Origin of the sequence: Schaalia meyeri (assembly GCF_900105015.1) — a bacterium.
GTDB classification, from domain to species: domain Bacteria; phylum Actinomycetota; class Actinomycetes; order Actinomycetales; family Actinomycetaceae; genus Pauljensenia; species Pauljensenia meyeri.
Window position 1 is genome coordinate 1 of record NZ_FNLK01000015.1, and the last position, 13126, is coordinate 13126.

Genomic DNA, 13126 nt, shown 5'->3' on the forward strand with positions numbered 1-13126 from the left:
CAACGGCGCCGGGAAGACCACCCTCATCGACATGCTCCTCGGCATGACACCCCCCACCAAGGGCAACTCGACCCTCTTCGACCTGACTGCCCGCGACGCCATGCGCCGCTCCCTGGTCGGCGTCGTCCACCAGAGCGGCGCTCTCCCCATGGACTACACCGTGAAGGAGGCTGTGGGCCTCTTCGCGCGGACCCACCCCCACCACCTGCCCGTCGACCAGATCCTCGACGAGACCAGACTCAGCGCCCTCGCCCCGCGCCCCATCCGCAAACTCTCCGGGGGCGAGTGCCAGCGGGTGCGCCTCGCGCTCGCACTACTGCCCGACCCCTACCTGCTGGTCCTCGACGAACCCACCGCCGGGATGGACGCCACCGCCCGCCGCGAGTTCTGGGAGCTCATGCGCGCCCAGGCCGCCGAAGGGCGCACGATCCTCTTCGCCACCCACTACCTCGCCGAGGCACAGGACTTCGCCCAGCGCACCATCATCCTCAAAGCGGGCCGCATCGTCGCCGATGCCCCCACCGACGAGCTGCGCCAGCGCGGGCGCACCACCCACATGTCCATCGCCGTCCCCGAGGACTCCGGCCCCGGCCTCGTCGAGGAACTCCGCAACGCCAACCCCCAGTGGCAGGCCTCCTACGAGGCCGGGCGCGTCCACGCCACCGGGAAGGACATGGACGACGCAGCCCGCATCGCGCTGGCCCACCCCGGAGCGCACGACATCTCAGTGACGGCCTCCACCCTGGAGGACGTCTTCACCGAACTCACAGCCTGAGCCCCACAAGTCGAAAGAAACGGCAATGACCACGATCACCATCTCCCGAGAACCCGCATCCGGCTGGAACGGAGCGGCGCTGCTGGGCTGGTACTCCTTCTGGAAGAACCTCACCAACCCCTTCTCCATCGGTTTCGCCATCCTGCTGCCCATCGGCATGTACTTCATGTTCGGCACCGGCCAGTCCTACTCCGACGCGTGGACGGTCAACGGGAACGTCGCGGCCACCGTCCTCGTGTCGATGACCCTCTACGGCGTCTTCCTGACAGTCGCGTCCCTGGCCACCAATACCGCCCTGGAGAGGACATCGGGCATCTCCCGCCTCTACGCGACCACTCCGCTGAGCCCCCTCGCCAACACCTGCGCGCGCATCTGCGCCTCCATGGGGATCGCCCTGGTCGTCACGGCCATCACCTACGGCATCGGAGCGGCGACGGGGTCCAAGATGTACGCCTCGGCGTGGATCCAAACCCCCCTGCTGATCCTGGCGTCCTCCATCCTGGCCTCCGCGCAGGGCCTGGCGATGGCCTTCGCGGTGCGCTCCGATGGCGCGTTCGCCGCGTCCAGCGCGGTCACCGTCTTCAGCGGGTTCCTGTCCGGCATGTTCATCCCCATCGACCAGATGGGCTCCTTCTTCCAGACCATCGCCCCCTACGCGCCCATGTACGGCATCGCGAACCTCACGCTGCTGCCCGTCTACGGGTGGGAGACCTTCAAATGGTCCTACGTGGCGAACCTGGTCGTGTGGACCCTGTTCTTCGTGGTCCTGGCCGCATGGGCGCAGCGCCGCGACACCGCGCGATAAGGCCGTCGGCGCCGGTGGGCCGCCCCACCCGGAGCCCCCGGCGCCGCGCAGTGCCCCCCCTGCCAACCCCCTCCCCCAGCCCGTGGCCAAACCCCGGCCGTGGAACAATGCCACCATGACGACCACCAGCACCCCCCGCGCCGCAGTGCGCCCGATCAACGCCCGCACGCTCCGCGACTTCATCGCGCGCCACCCCACCATCTACTCGCTCACGTGGTCGCTGCCCTTCCTCGTCTTCCTCGCCTTCCCCATCAGCTCCGCCCTCGACGAGGGGCTGGACACCCTGCGGGGCGCCGGCATGCTCACCACCTCCGTCCTCATCGGCTGCACCTACCTGGCCACGTGGATCGTCAACCCCGTCCCCCGCCAGAGCGAGCGCCTGACGACCAGGTTCACCGCCACGCACTCCTTCCTGCTGGGCGCAGAACTGGCGGCCTTCGCGTTCAACCACATCATGGGAGCGCCCGGGACCTTCCCCATGCTGTCGTACCAGGCCAGCGCGTGGGTCCTCCAGTCGCCCCGCCGCATCTACCCCTCGGGGACCGCCGCATTGGTGGCACTGGCGTGCGCCCAGGCGTCTGCCGACGGCTACCCCTTCTACTACGGTCTGTACGTGCTCTTCCCCGTCATCGTGACCACCAAGGCGCGCCACGCCATTGACAGGGACAACGAGGAACGCCTCGTCCACCAGCAGGCCCTCCTGGTGGCCAAGGACCGTGAGCGCCTGCGCCTGTCCGGGGACCTCCACGACATCCTCGGCCACTCGTTGACCGCGATCCACATAAAAGCGCAACTGGCAGCCCGCTTCCTGGACGCGGGACACGCCGAGGAGGCAGCCGCGCAGGTGGACGACCTGATCGACATGTCCCAGTCCGCCCTCTCCGACGTGCGCGCGATCGTCGCCGAGAACCGCCGCCTGTCGCCCCGCGAGGAGCTGGAATCCGCCCGCAGCCTGCTGGCGGTCGCCCGCATCGACGTGATCATCACCAACACCGGGGAGCCCCCCGCGGGCATCCGCTCCTCCCTGGCGGGGCACGTGATACGCGAGGGCGTCACGAATGCCATCGCGCACGCCCACCCCACGCGCGTGTGGATCACTCTGTCCCCCACTGGGGTCTCCGTCACGAACGACGGGTACTCCGCCTCGTTCTCACGGTCCTCCTCCGGTTCGGGCACGGGGCTTGAGGGGCTGCGGGAACGCGCCGCGACGGAGGGGACCGTCGTGTGGGGGCCGACCGGGTCCACCTGGTGCGTGGCTCTCGCCTTCCACGGGGCCGAGGCCGACAGCCCCCCAGCTGCCCATGAGCGTTTTGCTATCGTGGACGCACCGCAACCGACCGTGAAGGGCAACCTATGAGCATCCGCGTCCTTGTAGCCGACGACCAGGCCATGATCTGCGGCGCCCTGGCCTCGTTGCTCGACTTGGAACCGGACATCACGGTCGTCGCCCAGGCGTCGAATGGGCGCGAGGCCGTCGAGGCGCTCGCCCTGGCGGCGCAGAGCACGGGCAAGGGCGGCGCCGGTGAGGACTGCGTCGATGTGGCGATCCTCGACATCGAGATGCCCGTCATGGACGGGATCACCGCCACCGAGACGATCCGCCGCCGTTTCCCGGCAACGCGCGTGCTCATGGTGACCACTTTCGGCCGACCCGGCTACCTGCAGCGGGCGCTCGACGCGGGCGCCACCGGTTTCATGGTCAAGGACGCACCCGTGGACCAGCTGGCGGACGCCGTGCGCCGCGTGGCCCAGGGGCTGCGGGTCGTGGATCCGACGCTCGCCGTGGAGACCCTGTCGCGCGGGACGTCCCCGCTGACCGAACGCGAGTCTGACGTGCTGCGCGCGGTGTCCACCGGCGGCACCATCGCCGACATCGCCCGGGAGATGCGACTGTCCCAGGGGACCGTTCGCAACCACGTGTCCTCCGCGATGCTCAAGACCGAGGCGCGCACCCGCGCGGAGGCGGTGCGCATCGCCACCGAGTCCGGCTGGCTCTGACGCCGACGGGCGACTCGCGTGGGCCGCCGCTTGCGCCGTGATCCCCCGCTCAATCACGTGACGGTCAAGGAAAGCGCCTCGGACTGCGGTTCCCGGCACCGACGCCGACGCGCGTTATCGATACCGACGCGCGTTATATCCCCCTCGCGGCGTCGACAACCCCCTCGCGGCGTCGACAACCCCCTCGCAGTGTTGGCAACGCGCACCCGCACCCCTTTGGAGCCACACCCTAGCCGCGCACGAACCGCGACCGGCGCACGAGGCCGGGCAGGAGCCGCACCCCCAGGTAGGTGCCGAGCGTATTCGTGATGACGTCGTCAATGTCGACGACGCGGTACGTGCAGGACACGACGCCGAACAGCCCCGTGTACTGGGTCAACTCAATCAGGCACGACAGCGCACACCCGATGGCCACCCACACCAGGACACGCCGAACCGGCACGACGCGGACGAAGCGTCCGGACGGGGGCGGGACGCTGATCAGTTCGCGCCGGATGCGCCACGTGGCCTCGGCCAGGAACCCGAGGGGCACAAAGAGCACGATATTCAGCAGGATCGACAGGGCGTAGAGCGCGGCACGCAGGGTTTCACCGGCGTGAAGTTGATTGGCCACCGCCAACAGCGACCCGAAGGGGGCGTAGTTATCCCGGTGGATGATAGCGGCGCACGCCGCGGCCGGGTCGGCGGGCAGGGGCAACAGGGTGAAGATAGCCAGGCCCGCCAGGTACAGGATCCACGCGAGGGGCAGGGCACGCGGTAGCCTCCACATCGATACGGCCGGAACCCCGATCCGGTGGCTCTCGCACGTCTCGGGGATTTCGCGTGTCTCGGAACTCTCGCGGGTAACGGGAATCGCGCCGCGGGCGCGCACGCGGTCCTGGCAGCGGCCGATCACCCACCACAGGCCACAGGCCAGCACACAGACGGACGCGTAGAGCCCCAGGTCCCAGGCCCAGCTGATTGCCGCGTACATGTCACCCCCTTCGTCCAGGGGACGACAATACCGGCATTTTCGGGCCGAGTCACGCCGTCACGCCGGTGCCATCACTCTCACCAGGCATGGGCACGCGCTAAGAAAAGCACGAAAACCAGCCGGTGACCACCGGTCAATTTCCCGCGCGCACGCGGCGGGACCGGGGGACAGCGGGCGGAGGGTCAGACGGGGCAGGATGACAGCTGCGTAGCCATCGCGTCCTGTTCGTCCTGGGTGACGCTCAACCCGTACGTGCTCTTGACGGCAATCTGGCGCTTCACGTAGTCGCATCGAAAGGCCGCGTTGGGCGGCAACCACCGGTCGGCTGAGGCGTCCGACTTGTCCTGGTTGGCGTCCCCATCGACGGCCAAGAGATTTTCGCGGTCGTTCGCGAATTCTTGGCGGCGGTGCGCATCCCACTGCCACGCGCCTGAGCGCCACGCGTCCGCCAGGGCCACGACGTGGTCGATCTGGACCAGCGACGAGGTCTTTTCGCCCCTGCGAAACTCGATCGTTTTACCCGTGTAGGGTTCGGCGAGGGTGCCGGTGAGGACCACGCAGTCGTGAGTTCCCGCCTTGAAGGTGGGGCGCGCCAGGTCGCGGACCAGGATGTCGTTGCGCGTGTCGCAGCCGTTGTGATCCGTATCCGCCCAGCGCTGCCCAAAAGCCCCGCGGTCATAGTCGGGCACCTGCTCCCCATCCCCCTCCGCGCGCACCGCGAGAGCATGCAGCTGACGGGCCGCCTCGCTATCTGGCAGGGAGGACAGGGCCAGGCCCCTGCGTGGCGGCGGCCACCCGATGCGCGAGCGCATATCCAGCAAATCCCATCCGAGGCCGGGCGCGAACGCCCACGCCAGGGCGAGAAGGATCAGCAGCAGACCGATCACGTCCCCAATGCTCCTGCGGCGTTTGCGAGCCACGTCTTCTCCTCCATCATCGCGCGACGGCCCGACAGCCCGGGCACCCCGAACCCCTCGTTCGAGAACCCTCCATGATGCGCCCGGCCATCCGCATCTGCGTACCGCGCGCGACCCGCCTGTGGACGGCCGCTACGCCCGCGAGCGCGCTCGCACGAGCTGGCGCACAAAGTAGATACACACGATGATGAGCGTCAGAGCGCCCATGGACACCAGCTGGGCGCGGCCTTCGGCGCTCATGAGCATGAGGACGCCGACCCCGCCCAGTCCGACCAGGACCACCCACGGCAGCCACGGCCAGCCCGGCATGCGAATCACCAGGGAGCCGGAACGCTCCAGGGAGGAATGCAGGCGCATCAGCGAAATGATGATGAAGGTCCACACGATCAGCAACACCATGCCGATCGCGTTGATGAGGATCGTGAGAATGCCGCCGGGCAAATACCAGTTGCCCCAGACCGCGAGCAGCGCCAGGACGACGACCAGCCCGACCGCGCGCTTCGGGGTGCGACCCGCCTCCATGTCGCCAGCCATCTCGGCAGCAAAGGCCTCGTCGCCGCCCTCCAGGACCGCCTGGGCGGAGGGTCCCACGCGGCCCGAGGCTAAGGCCCGGGCACCCAGCAGCCAGCGCCACCCCATGTCGCGCGCGGACAGCGAATACGCCATGCGAGACGAGGCGTAGATGTTCGCGGAAAACGCGGAAATGAGCGCCATAAAGATGATGACGTTCATGACGGTCCCCACCGCCGGCACGCCCGCCATCGACAGGACGGCCGCGAACGCGTTGGTCTTCATCTCATCGCTGTCCCAGCGCAGCAGGGCGATCAGCAGGATGACCGACCCGATGTAAAACACGAGGATGCGGGTGATGACGGAGCGGATCGCGCCGGCCATGGCCCGGCTGGGGTCCTCGGCCTCGGCCGCGGCGATCGTGACGATCTCCAGGCCACCGAAAGAGGTGATGACGGCGAGCAGCCCGACCGCGATGCCGGGGATGCCGCTGGGCGCAAAACCCCCGTGGCCGATGATGTTCTGCCAGATGCCCTCGCGGCCAGGCGCCGGCCCAGCGACCGCGGCTTGCGCGACCAGCCACGCACCCACGCACAGGAAAGCAACAATCGCGACGACCTTCACCATGGACAGCCACGCCTCGATCTCGCCGTACTGCCCGGCCGCCAGCAAGTTAATTCCGCCGATGACAACCACGATCACCAGGGCGACGACCCACTGCGGCACCGCCGGGAACCAGTCGACGAAGATCGTCGCCGCGCCCGTCACTTCGATGCCGGTCACCATGATCAGCATGACCCAGTACAGCCACCCGATCGTAAACCCCGCCCACCGGCCGATCCCCGCCTCGGCGTACGAAGAAAAGGACCCCGTCGTGGGCAGGGAGGACGCCAGCTCGGCCAGGGCCAGCATCACGGACACGACGATCCCGGCAGCCAGCAGATAGGACACGATGACCGCGGGGCCGGCCTGGTGGATCGCGGAACCCGTCCCCAGGAAAAAGCCCGCGCCGATCGCGAGACCCAACGCCATCATGGACAGGTGCCACGTCTTAAACGGCTTGCGCCCGGCGGCGGGCGCACCAGCCGCGGCGGGCGCGGGATCGGTTGAGGAGACGGGCGCTGATTCTGGACTCACACGGCCATACTAGCGCCTGCCTCTGCGCAGGGCTTTCAGCTGCGAATACGTGAGAGTGATGGTCCATTCGCGTGTCTGCGGCAGCCTCCAGCGGCGCCAGTGCGCCATGCCCGTGAACACGAGGCCCACGATGATGGACGCCCCCATGCCGAGCACCGGCTGATGCAGGTGCCAGAATCCGACGGTGACGACCGAGCAGGCAAAGGCCGGGGTGGCGTACAGGTTGTTGCCGCCAAACACGCGGGGCACCAGACCGGCAAAGATATCGCGAACCATGCCACCCCCGATGGCCGTCAGCATGCCCAGCAGGATTGCGGGCATGACCGCGAATCCCGCGTCCAGCGTTTTGATCGCACCGGTCGCGCTCCAGCAGCCGAGCACCATGCCATCCGCGATGACCAGCAGAATCGACCAGGTGCGTGAGTCCATGCGAAACGCCATCGCGACAAGGGCGCCGATGATGGCGAATCCCAGGTAGTAGGGGTCGGTGATCGCCACGGGGGCACCAGCGCGCGTGGCCAGCAGGAGGTCACGAATCATGCCCCCCGCGAGCGCGGTCATGATCGCCAGGATACAGAATCCGACAGCGTCGAAGTTGCGCTCGCGGGCGACCTTGCCGCCGAGGACACCGTTGAGCAGCACCCCCATAAGGTCGATGGCTCGGACAATTTCAGGCAGAGAGTCGTTCAAGGCGTCTAGCGGGTGCATGGCGGTCCGGGAAAGTTGATGACGGTCGTTTTTCATCATGTTACAGGGTTTGCGCCCCCGTGAGCGAACTCCGTGATCAGCCACGATACCGCTCGCGGGTGCAACAATGTTCCTATGACCGCTCTCTTCGCCGGGCTCACGACCCTGGATGTCCTGCATCGACTCGACCACGTGCCCGACCCGGCGCGCAAGGTTACCTCCACGGGCTTCACGATGGCCGCCGGGGCCCAGCGACCAACGCGGCGGTCACCTACGCGGCGCTTGACGCCCTGGCGGCGCGCCCGTCCCCTTCGCCAGCCGAGGCCTCGACACCCGCGCCCACCAAGGCGCCCTGCGGGGATTCGCCCACCCTGCTGACGGCCCTCGGCGAGGGGCCGGTGGCGGCCTTCCTGGCCGCGGATCTGGCATCCGTCGGGGTGAACGTCGTGGACGCGACGGCGCGCGGCGGCACGCGATTACCAACGCCCGCGGGACCGGACCGCGCGGCCGCCGATGCGGGGCGCGGCCAAGCACGGGTCCGGGACACGGTCCAGGGCGCCCCGGCCGTGTCCTCGATCATCGAACACCCAGACGGGCGCATGGTGGCCTCGACGAACGCGCGACTGGACGCGGATCCCGCGCTCGCCGCAGGGAGACTCCCCGGCAGCGTCGGCGTAGTCCTGATCGACGGGCACAACCCCTCTTTGGCGCGAGCGGCGCTGACCCTGGGCGTGCCCGACGTGGGCGGCGAGGATCCCTTCGCGCGGCTCGAAGCTCGCCCACCCCACCCGCGCATCCTGGACGGCGGCTCGTGGAAGGACTGGCTGGCGCCCCTGCTGGGCTTCGTGGACGTCGCCGTCGTGTCCGAGGACTTCGCCCCGCCGCTTTTCGCACGCCCGCACGGGCAGCAGGTCGCGGATTTCCTGCGCGGATTCGGCATCACCCGCACTGTGCGCACGCGCGGGGAGCGTCCCGTGCAGTACTGGTGGGACGGATTGTGCGGCGAGGTTCCCGTCCGCGAGGTCACAGGCGCGTCAACGATGGGCGCGGGGGACGCGTTTCACGGGGCCTTCGCGTGGGCGATTGAGCGGGCGGGGGACCAGGAACCGGAGCGCCTCATCCGCTTCGCGTCGGCGGTCGCGGCGGTATCCGTGTCCTCCTTCGGGACCAGGCAGTGGCTGGACTCCCCAAAGCTGGCAAAGATAGTGCGCGGCTGGTAGTTGCGGGCGGGGCTGCCGGAGTACCTGCCCGGCAGCCGCGTGGCTTGCTTGCTGCTCTTTTGTGTCCGTGGGCGGCGGCCCGCCCGCTCGATCGCCACACGCGAGCTTAACGGCTCGGAGTGATCGATCTCGAAGCACGGCCAGGCCCCGCCACCACCCACGAACACCAGCAAGATTGCCACACGCAAGCCCAGTTCGGAACGGTCGACCGCGAAGCCCAGGCGGCCAGCCGCGCGCATGGGCGGGACCTACCGGCTCACGGGCACCCAGCGTGAGACCCACTGCGATGCGACGTCCGGCAGGGTCGGCAGGTTCGCCGAGTTGGAAACGTGCATCGCGCGTTCCACGACCTCGCCCGCGGCGGGCATACCGCCGGGCGGCGTGTACTCGCCCGCGACCGAGTCCGGCGGGACAATCATTTCGACGAGGGAGCCGTCGGGCAGCATATGGAACGCGTCGCGCGTACGATCCAGCAGCCCTGTTTCCGAGTCGAAGGAATCATGGGTGATGAGGACAGGGACACTCAGCCCGTGCAGGACCTCCTGTGCGGACACCATTGACATGTCGGCGAGCGTGCGCTTCGAGATCGTGAACTGTCGGCGCACCGACTCCGAATCGTCGGGGATGGTCGTGGTGCCGTGGAGCTCCAAATCCGACAGCTGCACGTCGGAAAACACGTCATGCCAGTCATACGACAGGGGGCCGAGCACCGGAGACACCAGCACGTAGGTCTGCACGGCGGGCGGGCAGGCGCGCAGGGCGACGGTCGCGCCAAACTCGTGGCCCACGCACACCTGGCGCTCAAAACCCTGGTCGGCCAGCCAGCCCGAGGCCGACCGGAAATCCTCAATCAGCGGGTCAAATGCGATGATCTCATCCCCGGAGCCCCCGTGGCCTGAAAAGTCAAAGGTGAGCGTCGCGTACCCGGCGCGGCGCATCGCGCGACCCAGCACGTCAAACATGCCCGACGCATGACTATCCGACAAAAAGGTGTGAGAGAAAATCACCGCAGCGTCGCGGCAGTCCACGGGACGTGTGAATGTCCCGGACAGGGACACACCCCGGGGTGTTTGAATCGTTATCCGGCTCACGGGTCAAACATAGCGCTTCGCTCCTGCCGTGTGAAGAGAGCTCCCACACTGTGCACACATGTGACAGGCCACCGACTGGACGCGCGTAACCGAGAAAATACTCCACCGACCAACCGGGGCGTGCGAGCCGACAACCACCCCCACTAAGATAAAAGTCGATGTGCACCGACAGGAGCACCCGCACCCACCGCGAACGCGCGACGCCCACAGAAGCGGGCCGCGTCCATAGACCCGCCACACGCAGCGAGAGAAGGAAGACATGGGAACCAAGATCGGGATCCTCATCGGATTCGGCATCGGATACGTCCTGGGGACCCGCGCCGGACGCGGGCGCTACGAACAGATTCGCGCCGGCGTCTCGAAGCTCCGCCGCTTCCCCGTCGTCGCCCGCCCCCTGGACGCGGCGGGGCAAAAAATGTCCGACATTGTGCGCGCGGGCGGCGAGCAGGTGACCGATAAGGTAGCCGACGCGGTCAAGGAACGCCTCTTTGGCACGCCCGCCGCGCAGGCAACGCCCGCCGCGCCCGCACCGCAAATCACGGGGGCCGCGCAAGCAACGCCCGCGGACGCGCAGGTCCCCCAGCCCGGTTCCACGCCAACGCAACGTTGAACGCGATGAAAGCCACGGCCTCGTCCATGAGCGAGGACCCCACGCCCGCCGACCGGGAGCCCACGCACGCCCAGGTCAAGCGCTGGCGCAAGCACCTGGCCGAGGAGCGCATGGAGGCGCGCACCTACCGCGACCTGTCCGAGCGACGCACCGGTGAGGAACGCGCGGTCCTCCTGCAGCTTGAGGAGGCCGAACGTCGTCACGAGGAGTACTGGCTCGCGCGCCTGGGCGAGCGCGCCCTCCCCGCCCCCAAGCCTCCCCTGCGCACGCGGGCTGCCGCGGTCCTGGCCCAGCTTTTCGGCACGATCTTTATCCTGGCGATGGCCCAGCGCGCCGAGCAGCGTTCCTCGCGCAACATCGATGACGTGCCCGCGCACATGCTCGCCGACGAACACATCCACGCCGAGGTCATCCGTTCCCTGGCCGCCAAGTCCCGCGAGGCCCTCGCGGGCACGTTCCGCGCCGCGGTCTTCGGCGCCAACGACGGCTTGGTCTCTAACCTCGCCCTGGTGCTGGGCATCGCAGCGACCGGCATAGATACCCGCGTGGTGCTGCTCACCGGCGTCTCGGGCCTGCTCGCCGGCGCCCTGTCGATGGCCGCCGGGGAGTGGGTCAGCGTGTGCAGCCAGCGCGAGCTGTTGGACGCCTCGATCCCCGACCCCGACGCTCACCAGGCGGTGCCCGACCTGGACGTGGACGCGAACGAACTGGCCCTGGTGTTCCGGGCACGAGGCGAGAGCGCGGAAGAAGCGGAAGCACACGCCGCACAGGTTTTCGCGAAGCTCGCCAAGCCCGCAACCGGCGATTCCGGCGCGATCGCGGTGCGCGCCGCGCTGAGCGGCCCCGCCGAATCCGACGGCGCGGGCGAACAGGTCGGTACGCCCGCCAAGGCGGCGCTGTCTTCCTTCGGTTTCTTTGCGGCGGGCGCGTTCTTCCCCCTGATCCCCTACGTGCTGGGCCTGACCGGCCCGACCGCGGTCCTTGTCGCCTGCGTCGTCGTGGGGGCCGCGCTCCTGTTCACGGGCGGAGTCGTCGGCGTGCTTTCCGGCCAGGCACCCGCGCCGCGGGCCCTGCGGCAGCTCCTCGTGGGCTACGGGGCGGCCGGCGTCACCTACCTGCTCGGCCTGCTCTTCGGCACGACGGTCGCGTAGGGCGATCATCGCGGGTGTTCGGCGCTGCGCCCGCAACGCCGCCCCGCGCGGACCCGATGCGTGGGCGGTCGGAAAGCCGCGGCGGCATCAGGGGCACACCGCCTGGGCCGAGGCCCGGGCTCGCTCGGCGGGGGCCGCATCGCGTGCGGTGAGGTCGCGAGCGCTCAGCACCGGGCGCGGGCCGCGTCGCCCGTCTGGGCGGGCTGGGTCCAGATGGGGGTTTGCTCCAGGTGAGGGCCGACTCCACGCGAGGGCTGCCGCCAGGTGGGGGACCGCCGTGTCACACTGGGCGCATGATGTCGTTTCTTTCTCGGGCGCGCGGCGCGCTGGTCGGCCTGGCGGTCGGCGACGCGCTGGGCACCACGAACGAGTTCCAGCCGACGGGCACGTTCCCGCCGATCACGGACATGGTCGGGGGAGGCGTGTTTGTCTTGAAGCCCGGACAGTGGACCGATGACACATCGATGGCGCTGTGTCTGGCAGATTCGCTGCTGGCGCAGGGGCGCTACGACTCCTTCGACGTCATGGAGCGCTACGAGCGCTGGCGTTGCGAGGGCTACCGCTCCTCGACGGGACGGTGCTTCGACATTGGAAACCAGGTGAACCACGCGCTGGATGCCTTCCGCGACGAGCCCCGCGTACCCAGGGGCGCGCCGCGCACGACCAGCGCCGGCAACGGCTCGATCATGCGTCTGGCTCCCGTGGTGATCGCCGGCTTCCCCTCGCGCGACCCACGCGAGGTGGTCGCAACCGCGGGCCTGAGCGCGCGGGAGACACACTACTCCGTCGAGGCCGAGGCCGGCACCGAGGTTTTCGCAGCCCTGCTCGTGGGGGCGCTCCTCGGGTGGGAACCCGATCGAATCGTTGACGTCTCCTGGGCGTCGACGGGTGTGTCCCTCGACGATGTCGCCGCGCGGGTGATCAGCGCAGACCCGACGACGCGCGCCTCGTGGGAGGCCTCGACCAGCGGGTACATCATCGACGGGCTGCGCCTGGCCGTCCACGGCCTGCTGGACTTCTCATCCTTCGACGAGGCCGTCCTGGCCCTGGCGAACCTGGGCGGGGACGCGGACACGAACGCCGCGATCTACGGGCAGTTGGGCGGCGCCTTCTTTGGGGTCGAGGCGATCCGACCGTCCTGGCGGGCGCAGATCCACGACGGGGATCAGATTGACGCGCTGGCGTGCGACCTGGTGGCGCTTGACCTGAAGGCGCCGCGCACCCGCTTCGACGAAGACCTGTAGGAAGCAGG

The 13126-nt window shown here is 68.9% G+C and carries 12 protein-coding genes and 1 pseudogene; 8 read left to right on the forward strand and 5 right to left on the reverse strand.

Annotation, left to right across the window (positions count from 1 at the left end):
* The 4 genes from BLT68_RS08115 to BLT68_RS08130 form a co-directional block, all read left to right on the forward strand.
* The coding region (locus tag BLT68_RS08115) for an ABC transporter ATP-binding protein (RefSeq protein WP_074633609.1) at positions 1–775 on the forward strand (775 nt) is incomplete at its 5' end.
* Positions 776–800: 25 nt separating this feature from the next.
* The gene (locus BLT68_RS08120) at positions 801–1580 is read left to right on the forward strand and encodes an ABC transporter permease (protein ID WP_050695397.1); all 780 of its coding nucleotides are present in this window, start codon (positions 801–803) and stop codon (positions 1578–1580) included.
* Positions 1581–1695: 115 nt separating this feature from the next.
* Positions 1696–2937, forward strand: a complete 1242-nt coding sequence (locus tag BLT68_RS08125) for a histidine kinase (protein ID WP_050695398.1) — start codon at positions 1696–1698, stop codon at positions 2935–2937.
* The gene (locus BLT68_RS08130; protein ID WP_050695399.1) at positions 2934–3578 is read left to right on the forward strand and encodes a response regulator transcription factor; all 645 of its coding nucleotides are present in this window, start codon (positions 2934–2936) and stop codon (positions 3576–3578) included. Before BLT68_RS08125 ends, BLT68_RS08130 begins: the two co-directional genes overlap by 4 nt.
* Before the next feature lie 229 nt (positions 3579–3807).
* Here the strand turns inward: BLT68_RS08130 and BLT68_RS08135 are convergent, their stop codons facing one another.
* The 4 genes from BLT68_RS08135 to BLT68_RS08150 form a co-directional block, all read right to left on the reverse strand.
* Entirely contained in the window at positions 3808–4551 is a 744-nt protein-coding gene (locus tag BLT68_RS08135; protein WP_074633610.1) for a VanZ family protein, read from the reverse strand.
* Positions 4552–4733: 182 nt separating this feature from the next.
* The gene (locus BLT68_RS08140) at positions 4734–5471 is read right to left on the reverse strand and encodes an HNH endonuclease family protein (protein ID WP_074633612.1); all 738 of its coding nucleotides are present in this window, start codon (positions 5469–5471) and stop codon (positions 4734–4736) included.
* 129 nt (positions 5472–5600) lie between these two features.
* The gene (locus BLT68_RS08145) at positions 5601–7013 is read right to left on the reverse strand and encodes an amino acid permease (RefSeq protein WP_232618801.1); all 1413 of its coding nucleotides are present in this window, start codon (positions 7011–7013) and stop codon (positions 5601–5603) included.
* A gap of 111 nt (positions 7014–7124) precedes the next feature.
* Positions 7125–7823 (reverse strand): trimeric intracellular cation channel family protein, encoded by a 699-nt coding sequence (locus BLT68_RS08150; protein ID WP_050695402.1) that lies wholly within the window; start codon positions 7821–7823, stop codon positions 7125–7127.
* 114 nt (positions 7824–7937) lie between these two features.
* Between BLT68_RS08150 and BLT68_RS08155 the strand changes: the two are divergent.
* Positions 7938–9022 (forward strand): annotated as a pseudogene (locus BLT68_RS08155) (PfkB family carbohydrate kinase).
* Between the two features lie 248 nt (positions 9023–9270).
* Here BLT68_RS08155 and BLT68_RS08160 read toward each other — a convergent pair.
* A complete protein-coding gene (locus tag BLT68_RS08160) occupies positions 9271–10113 on the reverse strand; it encodes an alpha/beta hydrolase (RefSeq protein WP_050695404.1) in 843 nt (280 codons plus the stop codon).
* 259 nt (positions 10114–10372) lie between these two features.
* On the opposite strand from BLT68_RS08160, the gene BLT68_RS08165 reads away from it, so the two are divergent.
* The 3 genes from BLT68_RS08165 to BLT68_RS08175 all read left to right on the forward strand — a co-directional run bounded on the left by BLT68_RS08165 (position 10373) and on the right by BLT68_RS08175 (position 13118).
* On the forward strand, positions 10373–10723 hold the full coding sequence (locus BLT68_RS08165) for a hypothetical protein (protein WP_050695405.1): 351 nt from the start codon (positions 10373–10375) through the stop codon (positions 10721–10723).
* 5 nt (positions 10724–10728) lie between these two features.
* Positions 10729–11874 carry a VIT1/CCC1 transporter family protein gene (locus BLT68_RS08170; RefSeq protein WP_050695406.1) on the forward strand — a complete coding sequence of 382 codons (1146 nt, stop codon included), beginning with the start codon at positions 10729–10731 and terminating at the stop codon, positions 11872–11874.
* Positions 11875–12167: 293 nt separating this feature from the next.
* Complete coding sequence (locus BLT68_RS08175) at positions 12168–13118, forward strand: ADP-ribosylglycohydrolase family protein (protein ID WP_074633615.1); 951 nt, start codon at positions 12168–12170, stop codon at positions 13116–13118.
* Positions 13119–13126: the final 8 nt, after the last annotated feature.